Below are 20,254 nucleotides of genomic sequence, written 5' to 3' on the forward strand. Positions count from 1 at the left end.
GCCGAGTTGCGGGCACACCGCCCCGCCGCGAGGGTCGGAGCATGAAGGCGATCAGCTACAGCCGGTTCGGCGACGAGAGCGTCCTGGAGTACGGGGAGCTGCCCGACCCGAAGGTGGGCCCCGACACAGTCCTGGTCAAGGTGCGGGCCGCCGCCGTGAACCCGGTCGACCGGCAGGCCCGCGAAGGCAACCTGGACGGCATGCTGGACACGGTCTTCCCGGTGATCCCCGGCTGGGACGTCTCCGGGGTCGTCGTCCAGCCCGGCGTCGCCGTCGACGAGTTCGCGGTCGGCGACGAGGTCGTCGGCTACGTCCGCGAGGACTTCCTGAGCCGGGGCACCTTCGCCGAGTACGTGGCCGCGCCCGTACGCACCCTCGCGCGCAAACCGCTGCGCCTGAGCTTCGAGGAGGCGGCGGGCCTGCCCCTGGCCGGGCTCACCGCCTACCAGGTGCTCCACCGCACCCTGCGCGTCCGGGAGGGCGACACCGTCCTCGTCCACGCGGCGGCCGGCGGCGTCGGCTCGCTCGCCGTCCAGCTCGCCCGTCACGCCGGCTGCCGCGTCATCGGCACCGCGAGCGAACGCAACCACGACCACCTGCGCACGCTCGGCGCGGAGCCCGTGGCGTACGGGGAGGGGCTCGCGGACCGGCTGCGGGCACTGGCCCCCGACGGCATCGACGCCGCCTTCGACACCGTGGGCGGGGACGCCCTGCGCGCCTCCGCCGAGACCCTGGCCCCGGACGGGCGCCTCGCCTCCATCGTGGACACCGAGGTCTTCTCGTACGGCGGCCGTTACGCGTTCGTCCGGCCCGACGCCGACGATCTGGCGCACCTCGCGGAGCTGGCCGAGCAGGGCATCGTCGCGGTCCACGTCGACCGGGTCTTCCCGCTGGCCGAGACGGCGGCGGCCCAGCGGCTGAACGCCGAGGGGCGGACGCGCGGCAAGATCGTCGTCACCGTGGACTGGGACTCGGCTTAGAACAGCATGAACGCCGCGAGCACCGCCAGCGCCACCACGCACGCGGCAGCGGTGACCGCGCCCCCCACCCCCATCGGCTCCGGGCGCGCGCCGCCCATGCGCTGCACCCGCCGGTTGGCGACCCACAGGAACCCCACCCAGGCCAGCGCGCTCAGCGACAGCGCCACGACCCCCGCGCTCGTCGCCCCGGCGTGCAGCGTCTGCCGCACGGCCAGCACGGCCGCCACCGTGCAGGACAGCGTCGTACGCCGCCATGCCAGCCGGGTCCGCTCGGGCTGGAGGCCCGGGTCGCGCTCCTCGGCGGTCACCGGCCCTCCCAGCCGAAGAGGACCACCACCACCATGGCCACCGCCACCACGGCGACCGCGACGCTCAGCAGCGTCGGGAAACGTGAGACCGGCAGATCCTCGCCGCGCCGCATCGCCCGCTCGCACCTCACCCAGTGGTTGACCGCCCGCAGCGCGCACAGCACACCGGCCGCGAGCAGCGCGAGCGCCAGACCGGCCCGCACGCCCCACGACAGCTCCGGCAGGAACTGGTCGACGGCGAAGCCCCCGCCGATCAGCGCCAGCGCCGTCCGGATCCAGGCCAGGAAGGTCCGCTCGTTGGCGAGCGAGAAACGGTAGTCCGGGGTCTCGCCCTCGGCGCGGATGCGTTGCGGGGCGAACCACAGCCGCAGACTCTGTACGAATTCGTTCACGCGTGGACCTTATCGGCCAGTATTTCGCTCACGCAGTGCCCGCAGCCGCCGGTAGCAGTCGAGCCCGTCCGGCACCCACAGCCAGTCGTCGAGCCGCCGCTCCAGCTCCCCGTCGTCCAGGAAGGTGTGCCAGGCGACCTCCTCCACCTGCGGCCGCACCGGCAGCTCGCAGCGGACCTGGTAGACCGACGACCACCAGGTGTGCCGGCCGCCCTCGTACAGGAACTTGAACAGCGGCTCCGGGCGGGGGAGCCCCGAGACGCCCAGTTCCTCCTCGGCCTCCCGCAGCGCCGCCCCGTCGTAGCTCTCGCCCGCGCCGACCACCCCGCCGACGAACATGTCGTAGTGCGAGGGGAACACCAGCTTGGTCGCGGTCCTGCGGTGCACGAAGACCCGGCCCCCGGCATCCCGCGCCTCGATGAACACGCACCGGTGGCGCAGGCCCCGGGCCGTCGCCTCACCGCGCGGCGCCTGCCCCACGACCACGTCGTTCTCGTCGACGATGTCCAGGATCTCGTCCGAAGGGTTCATCTCCGCAGAAGGGCTCATGCCCGCCATCCAACAGCAGACCCCCACCACCCCGCCCGGCCCGGGGCCTCAGCGCCGCTGGAGGCTGTGCGTCCCGCGCCGCACCGGTCCCTCGGGCATCGCCGGGTGCAGGCCCAGCAGCACGATCCCGGTCACGATCGCCGCGAGCCCGGCCGCCTGCCAGGCCAGCGCGCCCGGGTCGGTCCGCACCTGGTCGCCCATGAACCCGATCCCGCAGGCGATCCCGGCCAGCGGCTGGGCCGCCGTCAGCGCGGGCAGCGACATCCGCAGCGGGCCCGTCTCGAAGGCGCTCTGCACCAGCAGCAGGCCCGTCACCCCGAGCACCAGCACCGCGTACGGCTGCCAGGACGTCATCAGGCCCGACCAGCCGCCTTCCGAGAAACGCTGCCCGCTGACCCGGGTCAGGGCGTCCTGCAACCCGTAGAGCAGCCCCGCCGCCACCGCGAGCATCGCCGGGGAGGCGGTGGACCGCCGGCGCTTGGCGAACGCGGTGAGCAGCAGGGCGAGCCCCGCCACGACGCCCACCACCAGCCAGTGCCGCAGCGGACTGGAGACCGCCCGGCCGCCCTGCGGCTGGCCCGCCAGCAGGAACGCGGCGACCCCGCCGGCCAGCAGCCAGAGCCCCGCCCAGCCCTGCCGGCCCAGCCGCTGGCCGGTGCGGTGCCGGGACAGGGCCATCGCGAAGAGCAGGTTGGTCGCCAGCAGCGGTTCGACGAGGGAGACCTCGCCCTTGCCGAGTGCCAGGGCGCCCAGCACCATCCCGCACACCATGAGGCCGATGCCGGCCAGCCAGCTGCGCACCTTCATCAGGTCGAGCAGCAGCCGGAACGTCAGGTAGTCGCGCTTGGGCGCGTGGGCGGCGGCGGCCTGCTGGAGCACGAAGCCGAAGCCCAGGCAGCAGGCGGCAGCCACGGCGAGCACGAGGACCAGCACCGACACGTCTCCACCCCACGTCAGGCCGGAAGAGGGTGATGTGGTTCGACGATAACGTCTGGCCCCGGCGGACGCGGGGACAGCGCGGCCGACCGGGCGGTTGACGTGGGGACGGGCGGTACCGAAGATCTGACGCACCAGTAACTTCGCGAGCCCCGACAAGGATGGAAGCCATGGCGTACGACGCTGATGTGATCGTGATCGGGGCGGGGCTCGCGGGGCTCGTGGCCACCGCCGAGCTCGTGGACGCGGGCCGCTCGGTCATCCTCCTCGACCAGGAGCCCGAGCAGTCGCTCGGCGGCCAGGCGCACTGGTCCTTCGGAGGCCTCTTCCTCGTCGACTCGCCCGAGCAGCGCCGGATGCGCATCAAGGACAGCCACGAGCTGGCCCTCCAGGACTGGCTGGGCACGGCCGGTTTCGACCGCGAGGAGGACCACTGGCCCCGCAGGTGGGCCGAGGCGTACGTCGACTTCGCCGCCGGGGAGAAGCGTTCCTGGCTGCACGCCCAGGGCATGCGGTTCTTCCCCGTCGTCGGCTGGGCCGAGCGCGGCGGCTACGACGCCAACGGCCACGGCAACTCCGTCCCCCGCTTCCACATCACCTGGGGTACCGGCCCCGGCGTCGTCGCCCCCTTCGAGCGACGGGTCCGCGAGGGCGTCGCCAAGGGCCTGGTCACCTTCCGCTTCCGCCACCGGGTGACCGGACTCGCCCGCACCGGGGGCGCCGTCGACACGGTGACCGGCGAGATACTGGAGCCGAGCGCCGCCCCGCGCGGCACCGCGAGCAGCCGTGAGGCCGCCGGCACCTTCGAGCTGAAGGCCCAGGCGGTGATCGTCACCTCTGGCGGCATCGGCGGCAACCACGACCTCGTACGCGAGCAGTGGCCCGACCGGCTCGGCACCCCGCCGGCCAAGCTGCTCTCCGGAGTCCCCGCGCACGTCGACGGGCTGATGCTCGGCATCGCCGAGAAGGCGGGCGCCCACCACATCAACCGCGACAGGATGTGGCACTACACCGAGGGCATCGAGAACTGGAACCCCATCTGGGACAAGCACGCCATCCGCATCCTGCCCGGCCCGTCCTCCCTCTGGCTGGACGCGACCGGCAAGCGGCTGCCCGTCCCGCTCTTCCCAGGCTTCGACACGCTGGGCACCCTCGAACACATCATGCGCACCGGCCACGACTACACCTGGTTCGTGCTGGACCGGAAGATCATCGGCAAGGAGTTCGCGCTCTCCGGCTCCGAGCAGAACCCCGACCTGACAGGCAAGTCGATCCGCGACGTCATCGGCCGCGCCCGCGCCGACGTGCCGGGCCCGGTGAAGGCGTTCATGGACAACGGCGTGGACTTCGTCGTGGAGAAGGACCTCGGCGCCCTCGTCCGCGGCATGAACGCGCTCACCGGGGACGGGCTCATCGACGAGGACGCGCTGCGCCGCGAGATCACCGCCCGCGACCGGGAGATCGCCAACCCCTTCACCAAGGACCTCCAGATCACCGCGGTCCGGGGCGCCCGCACCTACCTCGGCGACAAGCTGATCCGCACCGCCGCGCCCCACCGCATCCTCGACCCCAAGGCCGGGCCGCTCATCGCCGTACGGCTGAACATCCTGACCCGCAAGTCGCTCGGCGGCCTGCAGACCGACCTGTCCTCGCGGGTGCTGACCGGGGACGGCACCCCGCTGGACGGGGTGTACGCGGCGGGCGAGGCGGCCGGCTTCGGCGGCGGCGGGGTGCACGGCTACCGCTCCCTGGAAGGCACCTTCCTCGGCGGCTGCATCTTCTCCGGCCGGGCGGCGGGCCGCGCGGCGGCGAAGGCGGTCGGCTGAGGACTTCCCTGCCCAGGGCGCGTCCGTCCGGTGGGGTTCCGGGGGCGGAACCGTGGGGAGACGCCGTTAACCGGGCATGGGAAGAAGATGCCAGGAGTAGCCGAACCCGTCATCAACCTCGTCCGGCGCACCACCGAGCCCGTCGCCGCGCAGACCCTGCGCTCCACGGGCGCGGCGGTCATCGCCTATGCCGTGGCGACCGCGACGCTGACCGAGCCCGCGCCCCTGACCGCACCGCTGACCGCGCTGCTCGTCGTCCAGGTCACCCTCTACGCCACCGTCAACATGTCGGTCAAGCGTGTGGTGGCCGTCGTCGTCGGTGTCCTCATCGCGAGCGGCTTCAGCGCCCTGGTCGGCATTTCCTGGTGGAGCCTGGGGCTGACCATCTTCACGGCGCTGATCATCGGCAGACTGGTCCGGGTGGACGAGTTCGTCCCCGAGGTGGCGATCAGCGCCATGCTCGTCCTCGGTGTCACCTCGGGAGCCGCGCGGTCCAGCATGGCGTGGGAGCGCGTGTACGAGACGCTGATCGGCGCGGGCGTGGGCCTGCTGTTCAACCTGCTGTTCGCCCCGCCCGTGTGGGTGCAGACCGCGGGGGCGTCCATCGACGGACTGGCCCGCGAGATGGGGCAGATGTTCCGCGATCTGGGCAGCGACCTCGCCCGTCCGGTGACCGTCGCGGAGGCGGCCGACCGGCTGCACCGGGCCCGCCGCCTCGACCACGACATCGTCGAGGTGGACGCCTCTCTGCGGCAGGCCGAGGAAAGCCTCATGTACAACCCGAGGGTGCGGCAGGGGCTCCTGCACCGCGTGGTCCTGCGCACCGGCCTGGACACGCTGGAGATCTGCGCGGTCGTCGTACGGGTGCTGTCCCGGACGCTGACCGACCTCGCCAAGGACCGGGGCGACTCGCCCCAGTTCCCCGCCGAGGTCGCCACCCACATCACGGAACTGTTCGAACAGATGGCGGGGGCCATCGAGAGCTTCTCGGTGCTCATCACGACCCCGGTCGCCGCCAGCGCCGAGGCGGCCGAGGACCGGCTCACCGAGGCGCTCGACGCCAGCCGGGCGACCCGCGACCTGGTGGCGGACATGCTGCTGGCCGCCGTGCAGGAGCACCCCAGGAAGTGGCAGCTGCACGGGGCGCTGCTCGCCGAGGTGGACCGCATCCTGGACGAGCTCGACATCGAGAAGCGCGCCGAGCGCCTGGGCCAGGAACTCGACCGCCGCTCCGCCGTACTCCACGAACGCCACCCCCGGCTGCTCGCGTTCCGCCGCCGCCTGGGCCTGGTGAAGAGCGGGGACCGGGAGAAGCGGGCGGAGGCCGAGGTGCGGTGACGGCGGCTCAGCCCTTGCGGGGGCCGATGCGCTCGACGACCCGGAACCGCTCGGCGACGATCATCGTGTCGTCGTCGACCGCGAACTCCGGGTCGCCGAGCGCGTCCCGCATCTCCTCGCTGTGCCAGAACCGCTCGTGCCCCGCCCGCCACTCGGCGACCGAGGCATAGCCCTCGCCCTCGTCCAGCGCGTGCTGGAGATCCACGTCCGCCAGCCGGAGCACGCGGACCTCCGTCACTTCGAGTACGGCGATCTCCCGGCCGTCCGAGTCGATGAGGGCGGACCGCTCACCGACCGGGGGCAGCTCCTCCTGCTCGATCTCGTACTCCACGAGCAGGCCGGAGGTCGACACCTTGCGCCCGTCCAGGACCGCGGCGACCAACTGGTCGCGCAGCGGCCCCGGGAAGGCGAGCAGGAAGGGCTTGAGCGCTTCACGGTTCTCCATGGCGCCAGTCTGGCATCGGGCCCCGGACAGCCGCGTGGCAAATCTGACGGGACGGTGACGGCCCGCCGCCGCCCCTGGCGCCCGGGCGCCCCGGGTGCTCGAATCGTCGGGTGAACAGTTCCCCACCCGACGACGGCCCACCCGACGACGGCCCACCCGACGACGGCCCACCCGACGACGGCCCACCCGACGACGGCCCGGACGGCGTCGGCGCGCCCGTCGGCCGCCGCGTGGTCCTGGGCATGCTGGGCCTCGGCGCCGCCGGACTCGTCGCCGCGCCCGTCCTGCAACGGACGCTCGAATCGGGCCTCGGCGCGGTCGCGGGCAAGGACCCCACCGGGCTCACCGGCCTGCTGCCCAACGGCGGCGGCTTCCGCTACTACTCCGTCGCCTCCTCCGTACCGGCCAAGGGGGCGGCCGACTACCGGCTGAGGATCGACGGGCTCGTCGACCGCCCGGCCACGTACACGCTGGACACGCTGCGGCGCATGGAGCAGACCCGGATCGTCCGGGACGTCCAGTGCGTCACCGGCTGGCGGGTGCCGGAAACGGCCTTCGAGGGCGTACGGCTCTCCGCTCTGCTGGACGCGGCCGGCGTGCGGTCCGGGGCGAAGGCCGTCCGCTTCACCTGCTTCGACGGCACCTACAGCGAGAGCCTGACACTCGCCCAGGCCCGCCGCGCCGACGTGCTCGTGGCACTGCGGATGGACGACGGGCCGGTGTCGCACGCCCACGGCGGGCCGGTGCGGCTGTACGTGGCCCCGATGTATTTCTACAAGTCGGCGAAATGGCTCTCCGGGATCACCGTCACGGACTCCGTACGCCCCGGATACTGGGAGAAGCTCGGTTATGACGTCGACGCCTGGGTCGGCCGGTCCAATGGCCGCGACGACGCCCCCACCGTCTGAACCGGCGGGCCGGGTGCACCGGTTCGCCCGCCCGGTACGCCTGGTGCACCGGGCGACGGCCGCGCTGATGCTGCTGTGCGTGGCCTCGGCCGCCTGCCTGTACGTGCCGCAGCTCGCCGAGCTCGTCGGCCGCCGCCACCTCGTGGTCACCGTGCACGAGTGGTCCGGACTGCTGATCCCCGTACCGCTGCTCGCGGGCCTCGCGGCGCGGTCGCTGCGGGCGGACCTGCGGCGGCTCAACCGCTTCGGGGCGCACGACCGGCGGTGGCTGCGGGCGGTGCTCCGGCGCGACCGGCGGCCCGGGGCGCGGCCGGCCGGGAAGTTCAACGCCGGGCAGAAGCTGTACGCGGCGTGGATCGCCGGGGCGGTGCTCGTCATGGCGGGCACCGGACTCCTGATGTGGTTCACCGGTTTCGCCCCGCTGGTGTGGCGCACCGCCGCGACCTTCGTCCACGACTGGCTGGCCCTCGCCGCCGGCCTCGTGCTGGCCGGCCACGTCGCCATGGCGTACGCCGACCCGGAGGCACGCCGCGGCATGCGCTCCGGGTCGGTGGGCGGGGAGTGGGCCCGCCGCGAGCACCCGCTGTGGGTGCCCGGCGGGCGGGACCGGCTAGACGATCAGTGACAGCAGCAGGATGAAGACCAGCGAGGCCACGGAGATGATGGTCTCCATCACCGACCAGGTCTTCACCGTCTGTCCCACGTCCATGCCGAAGTACTCCTTCACCAGCCAGAACCCGGCGTCGTTGACGTGGCTGAAGAAGAGCGAGCCCGCGCCGACGGCGAGGACCAGCAGGGCCGCGTGGGAGGTCGACATGTCGGCCGCCAGCGGGGCGACCAGACCGGCCGCCGAGATCGTCGCCACCGTCGCCGAGCCGGTCGCGAGCCGGATCGCCACGGCGATCAGCCAGCCGAGCAGCAGCGCGGGGATCGACCAGTCCTCGGAGAAGTCCAGGATCATCCGGCCCACGCCCGCGTCGATCAGCGTCTGCTTGAAGCCGCCGCCCGCGCCCACGATGAGCAGCACACCGGCGATCGGGGCCAGGGACTTCTCCACGGTGGTGGAGAGCCTGCCCTTGGTGAAACCGGCGGCCCGGCCCAGCGTGAACATGCCGACGATCACGGCCGCGAGGAGCGCGATCAGCGGCGAGCCGATCACATCGGTGACCTTCTGGAGCCCCTGCTCCGGGTCGTCCACCACGATGTCGACGAGCGCCTTGACGAGCATCAGCACGACGGGCAGCAGGATCGTGGCGAGGGTGGCGCCGAAGCCGGGGCGGCGCTCCAGGTCCTCCGAGGGGCGCTGCGGGATCATCTTGTCCGGCGCCTCGATGTCCACCCAGCGGGCGGCGTAACGGGAGAAGACCGGACCGGCGAGGATCACCGTCGGGATCGCGACGACCACGCCGAGGGCCAGCGTGACGCCCAGGTTGGCGCCGAGCGCGTCGATCGCGACGAGCGGGCCGGGGTGCGGGGGGATGAGCCCGTGCATCACGGACAGGCCGGCCAGGGCCGGGATGCCGATGCGCATCAGGGAGTAGTTGCCGCGCTTGGCGACGAGCAGCACCACGGGGATCATCAGCACGATCCCGACCTCGAAGAACAGCGGCAGGCCGATGATCGAGGCGATGAGGACCATCGCCCACGGCATGGCCCGCTTGCTGGTCCTCGCCAGGATCGTGTCGACGATCTGGTCGGCGCCGCCGGAGTCCGCGAGCAGCTTGCCCAGGATCGCGCCGAGCGCGATCAGGACGCCGACGCCCGCGACGGTGGAGCCGAGGCCCGCGGTGAAGCTCGCTATCGTCTTCGCCGGCGCGGCACCGGCGAAGGAGCCGAGCGCCAGCGAGCCGATGGTGAGCGCGAGGAACGCGTGCATCTTGAACTTGGTGATGAGCAGGACGATGACGGCGATGCCCGCCAGGACGGCGATGCCCAACTGCGCGTTGCCGGCCGAGGTGATCGGTTCGACGGCGTCCGCTGCCAGCGTCTCGACGCTGAGACTGGTCACGGTGGTGGTCCTTAGCTGTCGAGCCGGCGCAACGCGGCGACGGCTCGCTGGGTGATTTCTTCGGGGGTGCCGGAGACGTCGACCGAGACGCCGGCCTCGTCGTCCTCCAGGGGCTGGAGGGTGGCGAACTGCGAGTCGAGGAGCGCGGTCGGCATGAAGTGGCCCTTGCGGGCCGCCATCCGCTCCTCGATGAGGGAGCGGTCGCCGGTCAGGTGCAGGAAGACGGCGCCCGGGGCCTCGGCACGCAGCCGGTCCCGGTAGGCGCGCTTGAGCGCGGAGCTGCTGACGACCCCGCCGAGCCCCGCCCGGCCGTGCGCCCACTGCCCGATCGCGTCGAGCCAGGGCCACCGGTCCGCGTCGTCCAGCGGGGTGCCGGCCGACATCTTGGCGATGTTCGCGGGGGGATGGAAGTCGTCGCCCTCGGCGTACGGAACGCCCAGTGCGGCGGCGAGCAGGGGGCCGATCGTGGTCTTGCCGGTCCCTGCCACGCCCATCACCACGACGACGTGGGGGGTGCTCATTGCGGTGCCTCGCTGTCTCTGCGATGTCTTCCTCGACATCGGTCCGTCGCGCCACTGAAACCTATACGTACGACTTATTCAAGAGGGTGTGACATAAACGTCGTACTTAATGGCTTCGGAGGGTGCCCCGTACCCTGGGGCCATGACCACACCTGCCCAGGGGCTCCACACGCATGTCCTGGACGCCCTGGGCCTGGAGATCGCCGCCGGGGAGCACCCGCCCGGCCAGGTGCTGCGCACGGACGAGCTGGCGCGGCGCTTCGACGTCTCGCGCACGGTGGTCCGCGAGGTGATCCGGGTCCTGGAGTCGATGCACCTGGTCGAGTCCCGCCGCCGCGTCGGCGTGACCGTACGGCCGGCCGAGGCGTGGAACGTGTACGACCCCCAGGTCATCCGGTGGCGGCTGGCCGGCGCCGACCGCCCCCGCCAGCTGCGCTCCCTCACCGTCCTGCGCTCCGCGATCGAACCGGTCGCCGCCTCGCTCGCCGCCCGCAACGCCACCCCCGAGCAGTGCGCCGAGCTGACCGAGCGCGCCCTCGGCATGGTCGCCACCTCGCGCGGTCAGCAGCTGGAGGGCTACCTCGCGCACGACATCGCCTTCCACCGCATCGTCCTCAACGCCTCCGGCAACGAGATGTTCGCGCGCCTGGGCGACGTGGTCGCCGAGGTCCTGGCGGGCCGCACGCACCACCAGGTGATGTTCGAGGACCCCGACCCGGCGGCCGTCACCCTCCACGTCCGGCTCGCCGAGGCCGTACGCGCGGGCGACGCCGCCGACGCCGAGCGCCTGACGAAGGAGATCGCCGTCGGCGCCCTGCACGAGCTGGACGTGCTCGCGCCCTGAGCCCGCCCGCCGCCCGGCACCGCGTACCGTTGCCCGTGATCGATCCCGGCCACGAACCGGGAGCACCGGTCTCAGTGAAGAGTCGGGAAAAGGGAGTCCACGGGAATGCCGCAGCACGTACAAGGGGTCATCGCACCGGGCAGGAACGAACCGGTGCGCGTCGAGACGATCGTCATCCCGGACCCCGGCCCCGGTGAGGCCGTGGTGAAGGTCCAGGCGTGCGGCGTCTGCCACACCGACCTGCACTACAAGCAGGGCGGGATCAATGACGAGTTCCCCTTCCTCCTCGGCCACGAGGCCGCCGGTGTCGTGGAGTCCGTCGGCGAGGGCGTCACCGACGTCGCCCCGGGCGACTTCGTGATCCTCAACTGGCGTGCGGTGTGCGGCCAGTGCCGCGCCTGTCTGCGCGGGCGCCCCTGGTACTGCTTCGACACGCACAACGCGAAGCAGAAGATGACCCTGCTCGACGGCACCGAGCTGTCCCCGGCCCTGGGCATCGGCGCCTTCGCCGAGAAGACCCTCGTCGCCTCCGGCCAGTGCACCAAGGTCGACCCGGAGGTCGCCCCCGAGGTCGCCGGGCTGCTCGGCTGCGGCGTCATGGCGGGCATCGGCGCCGCCATCAACACCGGCCAGGTCGGCCGCGGCGACTCGGTCGCTGTCATCGGCTGCGGCGGCGTCGGCGACGCGGCGATCGCGGGCGCCCGGCTGGCCGGGGCGGCGAAGATCATCGCCGTGGACATCGACGACCGCAAGCTGGAGACGGCGAAGTCGATGGGCGCCACGCACACCGTCAACTCCCGGTCCACCGACCCCGTCGAGGCCATCCGCGAGCTGACCGGCGGCAACGGCGCCGACGTCGTCATCGAGGCCGTCGGCCGCCCGGAGACGTACAAGCAGGCCTTCTACGCCCGCGACCTCGCCGGCACCGTCGTCCTCGTCGGCGTCCCCACCCCCGACATGCAGCTCGAACTCCCGCTGCTCGACGTCTTCGGCCGCGGCGGGTCGCTCAAGTCCTCCTGGTACGGCGACTGCCTGCCTTCCCGCGACTTCCCGATGCTGATCGACCTCCACCAGCAGGGCCGCCTGGACCTCGCCGCGTTCGTCACCGAGACCATCGGCCTCGGCGACATCGAGCAGGCCTTCGGCCGGATGCACGACGGCGACGTCCTGCGCTCGGTGGTGGTGTTCTGATGACCGCCCGCATCGACCACCTCGTCACCTCCGGCACCTTCGCCCTCGACGGCGGCGAGTGGGACGTCGACAACAACGTCTGGATCGTCGGAGACGACACCGAGGCCGTCGTCATCGACGCCGCCCACGACGCCACCGCGATCGAGGACGCCCTCGGCGGCCGTACGCTGCGCGCCATCATCTGCACCCACGCGCACAACGACCACATCGACGCCGCCCCGGCCCTCGCCGACGCCACCGGCGCGCCGGTCCTGCTCCACCCGGACGACCTGCCGCTGTGGAAGCAGACCCACCCGGACCGTGCCCCCGACGGCGAACTGGCCGACGGCCAGGAGATCACCGTCGCGGGCACCACGCTGACCGTGCTGCACACCCCGGGCCACGCCCCCGGCGCGGTCTGCCTGTACGCCCCCGGGCTGGCCACCGTCTTCACCGGGGACACGCTCTTCCAGGGCGGCCCCGGCGCCACCGGCCGGTCCTTCTCGTCGTTCCCGGTGATCGTCGACTCGATCAGGGACCGGCTGCTCACCCTGGACCCGGCGACCGAGGTGCGCACCGGGCACGGCGACCCCACCACCATCGGCGCGGAGGCCCCGCACCTCGACGAGTGGATCGCCCGGGGCCACTGAGGGTCCTACTGATCCGGCCACGCGGAGAGCCGCAGCCCGCTCTCGAAGCGGTGCGGCTCTCCCGTGACCGGATCGGTGAACTCCAGCACCCGGGCGAGCAGTTGCAGCGGACGCGAGAAGTCGCCCGGCGCCGCGTCCGGCAGGACCGCCGGGTAGACCGGGTCGTTGACCAGCGGCAGGCCCAGGCTGTTCATATGGACCCGCAGCTGGTGCGTACGCCCGGTGGCCGGCAGCAGCCGGTAGCGGCCGAGCCCGCCCCGGTGCGCCGACAGCTCGATCCGGCTCTCGCTGTTCGCCTCCCCGGCCTCCTCGCGCGCCGCGAGCACCCCGCGCTCCTTCACGATCCGGCTGAGCACCGTACGAGGCAGGTCGAGCCCCGGATCGTACGGGGCCACCGCCTCGTACTCCTTGCGCACCAGCCGGTCCCGGAACAGCGTCTGGTACGCCCCCCGGTCCCCGGGCCGCACCACGAACAGCACCAGCCCCGCCGTCAGCCGGTCCAGCCGGTGCGCGGGCTGGAGTCGCGGCAGGTCCAGGTCGCGGCGGAGCCGGGCCACCGCCGTCTCGGTGATGTGCCGGCCACGCGGCATCGTCGCCAGGAAGTGCGGCTTGTCCGCGACGACCAGACGCGCGTCCCGGTACACCACCCCCACCGGGAACGGCACCGGCTCCTCCGGCGCGAAGTCCCGGTGGAACCAGAGGTAGCGCCCCGCCGTGTACGGCTCGTCGCCGGAGACCGGGCCCGCCGTCGACACGAACCGGCCCCCGGCGAGCAGTGCCTGCACCCGGTCCGCGCCGATCGCCCCGGAGAACCGGTCGAGGAGATGGTCCCCGACCGTCGCCCACCGGCCCTCCGGGTCGGCCGGAAGCCGCACCCGCACCGGGTCGACGCCGTCGCGCTGGGGGAGCGGCGACGGCGGCGGCTTCGCCCGGCCCCTCACCGGGGACTCCCGCCCGGCACCGGGAAACTGCTCGTTCTCATGGTGCCGGGCATCCTTTCACGGACCCCGGGACGGCTCAGGACGAGGCGAACGTGAGCTTCTGCGGGGCGCAGCCGATCCGCTCGGCCTCCGCCGCCGCGTAGGCCGGCAGCAGGTCACGGGTGAAGGTGAACCGGTCGCCCCTGCCCGCCGGACGCAGCTGCTCCAGTACGAAGATCACCGGGCCGGTCTGGCAGATCGCCCGGTACACCGCCCGGTTCCCGCCGGCCTTGCCGTAGCCCCGGCTGCCCGTCACGGGCGCACCGGACCGCAACGAGTCCCAGGAGTAGATCTCCGCCAGCGCCGGGTCCTCCACCGTCGTCAGCCGCACGGACGCCTCCCGGAAGGAGGCCCCCGCCTCGCAGACCCGGGCGGGGCCGCCCTCGCCGCCGACGCGGGTCTCGTCCAGCTCCTCCCGGTACGCCGCCGGCAGGGTCAGGCCCTTGATCCCGCAGAAGGCGGACGGATCGGTCTCGACCCACTCCACCGGCGCCGGCAGATCGCGCGGCTCGCGGTACCGGCCGGAGCAGCCGAACTCCTCGATGACGCCGTTGGCCGCGTCGATGAGCGCCCCGGTCAGGGCGTTGCGGTCGCGCAGCGTGTACTCGCGGGAGACCTCGAAGCCCGCCCGGCCCATGCCGATGTCCACCACCGTGGGCCCGGTGAACTCGTCGCGCCCCGTGCACGCCTGCGGCAGTGCGATCCAGGCGCGCGTGGAGGACGTCATGCCCGGCAGCCCCTCGCCGAGCGGCACCATGCCCGAGGCCAGGAACTCGCTCGGCCAGTCCTGCGCGTCGGTGCCCCGCAGGCCGTCCAGCCGGCGGACGTCCACCGTCACCTGGCGGCGGGCCCGGTCGCCGTCGTAACCGGTGATGCGGCACTGTCCGTACGCGCCGCCGTCGCCCATCGGGTCGGTGCGCAGCGACTGCTCGTCGACCACGGTTTCGCGGTCCCCGAACAGCGCGTCCATGGAACCGGAACCCAGCGAGTCCCAGCAGGGGGAGGGCCCCAGCAGCGGCAGCGTGTCCGTGCGCCAGGCGACCGCACCGGCGCCGACGAGCGCCCCGGCCAGCGCGGCGACGGTGGCGGCCCGAGCGGTACGGCTGCGCAGCAGCCGGCGGACGAACGAGGGCCGCGGCTCCTCCGGTGCGGCCGGGGCGGGTGCGGCCAGCGCCTCGGCGTCCGTCACGGGCGTCTCCCCGCCCGGCGCGCCGTCGATCTCCTCGTTGATCTTCTCGCTCACGCGCCCTCACCGCTTCCGCACCCGATGCGCTTGCCCACGGACTCGACGAAGCGGTTGAACACCTGCTGGTCGGAGGGGTGCCCCCGGTCCTGGAGACCGGCCTCCACATGCCCGTAGAACACCGTCCGCCGCCCGTCGCAGCCGCGGCGCACCAGTCCCTGCCCGGCGCCCTCCGGCATGCCCTTGAACAGGTCCGCCAGCCGGCTCCCGTTCGCCATCACGTACTGCGCGGACGGCTCGTCGGGCATCCGCAGGGTCTTCCACACCACCGAGCACGTCTGCAGCCGGTCGGTGACCGCGCCCACCTGCTCCTTGTAGCGCGAGCGGTCGCCGTACTCGAAGCGCATCCCCGGTATCCGGCACAGCGGTGACCCGGCGGACTCCTCGTCCTCGGCCACCGTGACCATCGGGGAGCTGCTCCGCAGAGGCTGTGCGGGTGCGCACCCGGCCTTGTCCATACCGGTGTTGGCGGCGTCGAGCAGCATCCGCAGGACATCGGCGCGGGTGCCGATCGTGAACGGCACGGCGACCTTGCCGAGATGGCCGTCGCCGGTGCTCTCGCTGCGGATCGTCACCACGGTCGGCGAGCCGTCCCGGTCGCAGGACGACGGGAGCACCAGCATCCCCCGGTCCCCGGCCACCAGCCCGTCGAGCCCGTCCGGCAGCGGGGAGGCCGATCCGTGGAAGAACCGGGCCAGCCAGTCCCGGTGCTCCCTCACCTCGGCGGGTACGGGCCCGAACTCCAGGGTCACCGACTCCTCGAAGGCCAGCGGCTCGTCGGAGTCGTCGTCCTCGACCTCGGAGCCGACGGCCACCGTGCAGGTCCCCTGCGGGCGGGCTGCCGAGGGCGCCGCGGACTCGGTGGAGCGGCGCTCGGAGCCGGACTTCCGCAGCGCCTCGTCGCCCAGGAAGGACGGCCCGCTGTTCTGCTCCCACGCGCCCCAGCAGTAGCTGTCTCGGAAGGGCCGGCTGTCCGTCGCCCACAGGGTGGTGCCCGTCGCCACCACCGCCGCGGCCACCACCCCGGCGACGACCGCGGCTTTTCGCCTGCCGATGCCCATCACAGCCCCCTGGTGACGCAGTAAAGATCACGTAAAACGTCGATGCTACGACGCCGCCGGCAGCCCGGCGCAGGAGGGGTCGTGGACCCAATTGGGCGCGGAAGGACCCCGGTTGCCGATGCCGCACACAACGCGAGAGGCCCACGGTTCCTGGGAACCGTGGGCCTCTCGTTGGTGTCCGAGGGGGGACTTGAACCCCCACGCCCGATAAAGGGCACTAGCACCTCAAGCTAGCGCGTCTGCCATTCCGCCACCCGGACAAGGTGTCTGTCTCGCGGGCCTCGCCCGTTCCGACGTGGAAAACCATAGCAAACATTGGAGGGTGCTCGATCACGCCCGCTCCCGGGTGAAGGCCGCATGACGAGGCACGGGGCCCCTTGGGTGCGCGGGCCCGGCGATGGAGGATGGGAGGGAGCACCACGGCGACAGGGAAGGAACCAGCGTGAGCGAGAGCAATGCGGCCCGGAGCGGCTCGGGCGAGACCGCCGAGAACGAGGTGGTGGACCTCTGTCGTGACCTGATCCGGATCGACACCAGCAACTACGGCGACCACTCCGGGCCCGGCGAGCGGGCCGCCGCCGAGTACGTGGCCGAGAAGCTCGCGGAGGTCGGGCTCGAACCGAAGATCTTCGAGTCCCACAAGGGCCGCGCCTCCACCGTGGCGCGGATCGAGGGCGAGGACTCGTCCCGGCCGGCCCTGCTGATCCACGGCCACACCGACGTCGTCCCGGCCAACGCGCACGACTGGACGCACCACCCGTTCTCCGGCGAGATCGCGGACGGCTGCGTGTGGGGCCGGGGCGCGGTCGACATGAAGGACATGGACGCGATGACGCTCGCGGTGGTGCGCGAGCGCATGCGCAGCGGCCGCAAGCCCCCGCGCGACATCGTGCTGGCCTTCCTCGCGGACGAGGAGGCGGGCGGCACGTACGGGGCCCGCTACCTCGTGGACAAGCACCCCGGCCTGTTCGAGGGCGTCAGCGAGGCGATCGGCGAGGTCGGCGGCTTCTCGTTCACCGTCAACGAGAATCTGCGGCTCTACCTCGTCGAGACGGCCCAGAAGGGCATGCACTGGATGCGGCTGACCGTGGACGGCACGGCGGGACACGGCTCCATGACCAACGACGACAACGCGATCACCGAGCTGTGCGAGGCGGTCGGCCGGCTGGGTCGGCACACCTGGCCGGTGCGGGTGACCAAGACGGTGCGCTCCTTCCTGGACGAGCTCTCGGACGCGCTCGGCACCCCGCTCGACCCGGAGGACATGGAGGCCACCCTGGCCAAGCTGGGCGGCATCGCCAAGATGGTCGGCGCCACCCTGCGCAACTCCGCCGCCCCGACCATGCTCGGCGCCGGCTACAAGGTCAACGTGATCCCCGGACAGGCCACCGCCCACGTCGACGGGCGCTTCCTGCCGGGGTACGAGGAGGAGTTCCTGGCCGACCTCGACCGCATCCTGGGCCCGCGCGTCCGGCGCGAGGACGTGCACGGGGACAAGGCGCTGGAGACCGACTTCGACGGCGCGCTCGTGGACGCCATGCAGACGGCGCTCAAGGCCGAGGACCCGATCGCCCGCGCCGTCCCGTACATGCTTTCGGGCGGCACGGACGCGAAGTCCTTCGACGATCTCGGTATCCGCTGCTTCGGGTTCGCCCCGCTGAAGCTGCCGCCGGAGCTCGACTTCGCGGGCATGTTCCACGGCGTCGACGAGCGGGTTCCGGTCGAGGGCCTGAAGTTCGGCGCCCGGGTCCTGGACCGTTTCATCGATCACAGCTGAACCCCGCGGAGTAATTCGCCAGGGTGTACGCCTATGACCGGAACGAGTGAATGGAGCGTTTGGCTCGTAGCCCCGTCACCCCCTCCTCGTTACAGGTGATGCGGTCCGCGGCTGGGACCGCGCTTTGCCAACTAGGAGGAAACATGATCAAGAAGATTGCCGCCGCCGCGGCTGTCACCAGTGGCCTCGTGCTCGCCGGCGCCGGCATGGCCGTCGCCGACTCGGGCGCCCAGGGTGCTGCCATCGGCAGCCCCGGCGTCATCTCGGGCAACGTCATCCAGGTTCCCGTCCACGTTCCGGTGAACGTGTGCGGCAACACGATCAACGTGATCGGGCTGCTGAACCCGGCCTTCGGCAACGTCTGCGTCAACGACTGACGTTGCGCGTCAACCCGTAAGGGTTTGAGCCCGCTCGGCCCCGGAGCGCACTCCATGTGCCCCGGGGCCGTCGGGTCCTTTGCCTCCGCACGGTAGTCCGGGGGTACTCCGGAAGGTAGAAGGCAGGAAACACCTATGCGACAGGTCACGCGAAAAGGCCTGATCACCATGGCGGCCGCGGGCGGCGTTCTCGCCCTCGGCGGCGGTTACGCGCACGCCGACGCGGGAGCGTCCGGCGGCGCCTCGAATTCCCCGGGGGTGCTTTCAGGGAATTCGGTGCAGGTTCCGGTCAGTGTGCCGGTCAACGTCTGCGGAAACTCCGTGGACGTCGTCGGGCTGCTCAACCCGTCCTTCGGCAACACCTGCCGGAACGGCTCGGGCGGCGCGTCCGCCGGCAAGCACGACTCCGCGTCGGGCACGTCCGGCAACCACGGCGGCAACCACGCCGTCGAGCGCGGCCAGGGGGCGAACGGGGGCACCGGCAAGCACCGGGCCTCCGGTGACAACGGGGGCGGGGCCACCGCGGAGGGGTACACGCACGGATCACCCGGTCTGCTCTCGGGCAACCAGATCCAGGCGCCCATCGACATTCCCGTGAACGTCTGCGGCAACAGCATCGACGTCGTCGGCCTGCTGAACCCCACGTTCGGCAACGAGTGCGAGAACGAGAGCACGCCGCCGGTCGACGTTCCGGAACCCCCGGTCCGCCACGTCACCCCGCCGACTCCCGAGCCGCACGTCCCGAACGTGCCGGAGCCGCAGACCCCGCCGGAGGCGCCGCAACTCGCCCACACCGGCGCGGGCGGCCTCGACGTGCTCATCCCGGCGAGCGCGGGCCTGCTGCTCGCCGGCGCGGGCACGGTGCTCTACCGCCGCGCCAAGGCCGCCGCCTGACGGCAGCGGGCGCGACAGGACGGGCGAACGGGCCCCGCGGTCACCGCGGGGCCCGTTTCGTGTGCTCGGACGGGCTGTGGCCGGTCGGTCCGGCTCACCACGTGGCCCGCAGCTGACGGATGATCCGGCGGCGCAGCCGCACGCGGCGGCTGCCGTCCCGGCGCAGTGTCAGACGGTCCAGCTCCCAGTGCCCGTACTCGGCATGGTCGGTCAACAGGCGGGCCGTGTCCTTCCGGGACACCCCGCGTGGTACGTACACATCGACAAATTCGTATTCCGGCATCGAATCCATTGTGCGGGCAAGGGCCCGGTACGGATAGCGTCTGCCCCATGTCTGATGCTGCGCAGCCCACCGCTGCCGAGGTACGCGCCGCCGCCGATGCGGTCAAAGCCGCGATCGACCACCACCTCGCGGCGGTCGAACGCCGGTCGGGGGACGATGATCCCGCTGTCTACGACGCGTTCAACGCATTGGCCGCCGCGGCCGAGGCCTACGACGAACTCCTCTACGACCGCCACGACGAGGTCACCCCGTTCGAGATCCCGGGCGAGCAGGACTCCCTGCCGCCCTACAACGGACCCGACGAGCCGCACGCGCTCAGCGTGCTGATCCGCCGCGACTACGCGGTGGTGGAGCCCCAGCGGCTGCTGGCCCAGGCACAGCGCCTCGCCGACGCGGACCCGGACGACCGGGACGGCTCGGGCGCGGCGGTCGTCGGCGGCAGCGTCCACGCGGCGCTGGGGGTGCTCTTCGGCGAGTACGAGGCGGACGAGATCGCCTCCCGGCACACGGAGTTCGGCCTGGAGGAGGGCGACTCCACGCTCTGGGTCGCCGCGGCGGACGAGCTGCCGGAGGCGGGGGAGTGGCTGGCCGCCCCCTTCGACGACGCGGACCCGCAGCTGGTGGTCTGCCGCTTCGACGTCAGCGCCGTCTTCGACGAGGACGACCTCGACGACGAACCGGAGGGCCCGGCGCACAACGTCGGCTGACCGCCGCCCGCCCCGGGAACGGCCGGAGGGCCCCCGCGAACGCTTCAGGCGTCTGCG

23 protein-coding genes and 1 tRNA gene are annotated in these 20,254 nt (G+C 72.5%); 12 read left to right on the top strand and 12 right to left on the bottom strand.

Features of this window, described 5'->3' with window-relative positions; genetic code table 11:
• Nucleotides 1–41 precede the first annotated feature (41 nt).
• A complete protein-coding gene (locus tag BLW14_RS25690; RefSeq protein ID WP_093709542.1) occupies nt 42–980 on the top strand; it encodes an NADP-dependent oxidoreductase in 939 nt (312 codons plus the stop codon).
• Here the strand turns inward: BLW14_RS25690 and BLW14_RS25695 are convergent.
• The 4 genes from BLW14_RS25695 to BLW14_RS25710 all read right to left on the bottom strand — a co-directional run bounded on the left by BLW14_RS25695 (nt 977) and on the right by BLW14_RS25710 (nt 3,168).
• Nucleotides 977–1,288, bottom strand: a complete 312-nt coding sequence (locus BLW14_RS25695; protein ID WP_093709543.1) for a DUF202 domain-containing protein — start codon at nt 1,286–1,288, stop codon at nt 977–979. The genes BLW14_RS25690 and BLW14_RS25695 overlap by 4 nt on opposite strands.
• Nucleotides 1,285–1,680, bottom strand: a complete 396-nt coding sequence (locus BLW14_RS25700) for a YidH family protein (RefSeq protein WP_093709544.1) — start codon at nt 1,678–1,680, stop codon at nt 1,285–1,287. Before BLW14_RS25700 ends, BLW14_RS25695 begins: the two co-directional genes overlap by 4 nt.
• Nucleotides 1,681–1,689: 9 nt before the next feature.
• Nucleotides 1,690–2,211, bottom strand: coding sequence for an NUDIX hydrolase (locus tag BLW14_RS25705; protein ID WP_093709545.1), 522 nt, complete (start codon nt 2,209–2,211; stop codon nt 1,690–1,692).
• Nucleotides 2,212–2,277: 66 nt separating this feature from the next.
• Nucleotides 2,278–3,168 carry a DMT family transporter gene (locus BLW14_RS25710; protein ID WP_093709546.1) on the bottom strand — a complete coding sequence of 297 codons (891 nt, stop codon included), beginning with the start codon at nt 3,166–3,168 and terminating at the stop codon, nt 2,278–2,280.
• Nucleotides 3,169–3,335: 167 nt separating this feature from the next.
• On the opposite strand from BLW14_RS25710, the gene BLW14_RS25715 reads away from it, so the two are divergent.
• Both BLW14_RS25715 and BLW14_RS25720 read left to right on the top strand, forming a co-directional pair.
• Complete coding sequence (locus BLW14_RS25715) at nt 3,336–4,991, top strand: FAD-binding dehydrogenase (protein WP_093709547.1); 1,656 nt, start codon at nt 3,336–3,338, stop codon at nt 4,989–4,991.
• An 87-nt stretch (nt 4,992–5,078) separates the two neighbouring features.
• Nucleotides 5,079–6,329, top strand: a complete 1,251-nt coding sequence (locus BLW14_RS25720) for an FUSC family protein (RefSeq protein ID WP_093709548.1) — start codon at nt 5,079–5,081, stop codon at nt 6,327–6,329.
• Between the two features lie 7 nt (nt 6,330–6,336).
• Here the strand turns inward: BLW14_RS25720 and BLW14_RS25725 are convergent, their stop codons facing one another.
• Nucleotides 6,337–6,774: an ASCH domain-containing protein gene (locus BLW14_RS25725; RefSeq protein WP_093709549.1), complete on the bottom strand. Its 438-nt coding sequence runs from the start codon at nt 6,772–6,774 to the stop codon at nt 6,337–6,339.
• A 110-nt stretch (nt 6,775–6,884) separates the two neighbouring features.
• Here BLW14_RS25725 and BLW14_RS25730 point away from each other — a divergent pair, with 110 nt between their 5' ends.
• Both BLW14_RS25730 and BLW14_RS25735 read left to right on the top strand, forming a co-directional pair.
• Nucleotides 6,885–7,682 carry a molybdopterin-dependent oxidoreductase gene (locus BLW14_RS25730; protein WP_093709550.1) on the top strand — a complete coding sequence of 266 codons (798 nt, stop codon included), beginning with the start codon at nt 6,885–6,887 and terminating at the stop codon, nt 7,680–7,682.
• Nucleotides 7,654–8,307 carry a cytochrome b/b6 domain-containing protein gene (locus BLW14_RS25735; RefSeq protein ID WP_256332879.1) on the top strand — a complete coding sequence of 218 codons (654 nt, stop codon included), beginning with the start codon at nt 7,654–7,656 and terminating at the stop codon, nt 8,305–8,307. The genes BLW14_RS25730 and BLW14_RS25735 overlap by 29 nt, the downstream gene beginning before the upstream one ends.
• On the opposite strand, the gene BLW14_RS25740 is transcribed toward BLW14_RS25735, so the two are convergent.
• Entirely contained in the window at nt 8,293–9,690 is a 1,398-nt protein-coding gene (locus BLW14_RS25740; protein ID WP_093709552.1) for a GntP family permease, read from the bottom strand. The two genes, BLW14_RS25735 and BLW14_RS25740, sit on opposite strands and share 15 nt — an antisense overlap.
• An 11-nt stretch (nt 9,691–9,701) precedes the next feature.
• Entirely contained in the window at nt 9,702–10,211 is a 510-nt protein-coding gene (locus BLW14_RS25745; protein ID WP_093709553.1) for a gluconokinase, read from the bottom strand.
• A gap of 142 nt (nt 10,212–10,353) precedes the next feature.
• Between BLW14_RS25745 and BLW14_RS25750 the strand changes: the two genes are divergently transcribed.
• The 3 genes from BLW14_RS25750 (at nt 10,354) to BLW14_RS25760 (ending at nt 12,875) form a co-directional block, all read left to right on the top strand.
• Nucleotides 10,354–11,055: a FadR/GntR family transcriptional regulator gene (locus tag BLW14_RS25750; RefSeq protein WP_093709554.1), complete on the top strand. Its 702-nt coding sequence runs from the start codon at nt 10,354–10,356 to the stop codon at nt 11,053–11,055.
• A 105-nt stretch (nt 11,056–11,160) separates the two neighbouring features.
• Nucleotides 11,161–12,246, top strand: a complete 1,086-nt coding sequence (locus BLW14_RS25755) for an S-(hydroxymethyl)mycothiol dehydrogenase (protein ID WP_093709555.1) — start codon at nt 11,161–11,163, stop codon at nt 12,244–12,246.
• Nucleotides 12,246–12,875, top strand: coding sequence for an MBL fold metallo-hydrolase (locus BLW14_RS25760; protein WP_093709556.1), 630 nt, complete (start codon nt 12,246–12,248; stop codon nt 12,873–12,875). Before BLW14_RS25755 ends, BLW14_RS25760 begins: the two co-directional genes overlap by 1 nt.
• Before the next feature lie 5 nt (nt 12,876–12,880).
• On the opposite strand, the gene BLW14_RS25765 is transcribed toward BLW14_RS25760, so the two are convergent.
• The 4 genes from BLW14_RS25765 to BLW14_RS25780 all read right to left on the bottom strand — a co-directional run bounded on the left by BLW14_RS25765 (nt 12,881) and on the right by BLW14_RS25780 (nt 16,419).
• On the bottom strand, nt 12,881–13,816 hold the full coding sequence (locus BLW14_RS25765; RefSeq protein WP_093709557.1) for a pseudouridine synthase: 936 nt from the start codon (nt 13,814–13,816) through the stop codon (nt 12,881–12,883).
• 76 nt (nt 13,817–13,892) lie between these two features.
• Nucleotides 13,893–15,098, bottom strand: coding sequence for a hypothetical protein (locus BLW14_RS25770; RefSeq protein WP_177154098.1), 1,206 nt, complete (start codon nt 15,096–15,098; stop codon nt 13,893–13,895).
• Complete coding sequence (locus tag BLW14_RS25775; RefSeq protein ID WP_093709558.1) at nt 15,095–16,159, bottom strand: hypothetical protein; 1,065 nt, start codon at nt 16,157–16,159, stop codon at nt 15,095–15,097. The genes BLW14_RS25770 and BLW14_RS25775 overlap by 4 nt, the downstream gene beginning before the upstream one ends.
• A gap of 172 nt (nt 16,160–16,331) precedes the next feature.
• Nucleotides 16,332–16,419: transfer RNA gene (locus BLW14_RS25780), tRNA-Leu, on the bottom strand.
• A 182-nt stretch (nt 16,420–16,601) separates the two neighbouring features.
• On the opposite strand from BLW14_RS25780, the gene BLW14_RS25785 reads away from it, so the two are divergent.
• The 3 genes from BLW14_RS25785 (at nt 16,602) to BLW14_RS35630 (ending at nt 19,207) form a co-directional block, all read left to right on the top strand.
• Nucleotides 16,602–17,936, top strand: coding sequence for a M20/M25/M40 family metallo-hydrolase (locus tag BLW14_RS25785; protein WP_093709559.1), 1,335 nt, complete (start codon nt 16,602–16,604; stop codon nt 17,934–17,936).
• Between the two features lie 143 nt (nt 17,937–18,079).
• Entirely contained in the window at nt 18,080–18,313 is a 234-nt protein-coding gene (gene chpH / locus BLW14_RS25790; protein WP_018103706.1) for a chaplin ChpH, read from the top strand.
• A 135-nt stretch (nt 18,314–18,448) separates the two neighbouring features.
• Nucleotides 18,449–19,207: a chaplin gene (locus BLW14_RS35630; protein WP_093709560.1), complete on the top strand. Its 759-nt coding sequence runs from the start codon at nt 18,449–18,451 to the stop codon at nt 19,205–19,207.
• 94 nt (nt 19,208–19,301) lie between these two features.
• On the opposite strand, the gene BLW14_RS25800 is transcribed toward BLW14_RS35630, so the two are convergent.
• Nucleotides 19,302–19,490, bottom strand: coding sequence for a DUF5703 family protein (locus BLW14_RS25800; RefSeq protein ID WP_018103708.1), 189 nt, complete (start codon nt 19,488–19,490; stop codon nt 19,302–19,304).
• 47 nt (nt 19,491–19,537) lie between these two features.
• Here BLW14_RS25800 and BLW14_RS25805 point away from each other — a divergent pair, with 47 nt between their 5' ends.
• Nucleotides 19,538–20,197, top strand: a complete 660-nt coding sequence (locus BLW14_RS25805; RefSeq protein ID WP_093709561.1) for a hypothetical protein — start codon at nt 19,538–19,540, stop codon at nt 20,195–20,197.
• The last annotated feature ends 57 nt before the right edge of the window (nt 20,198–20,254 follow it).

Origin of the sequence: Streptomyces sp. 2131.1, assembly GCF_900105515.1 — a bacterium.
GTDB classification, from domain to species: Bacteria; Actinomycetota; Actinomycetes; order Streptomycetales; family Streptomycetaceae; genus Streptomyces; species Streptomyces drozdowiczii.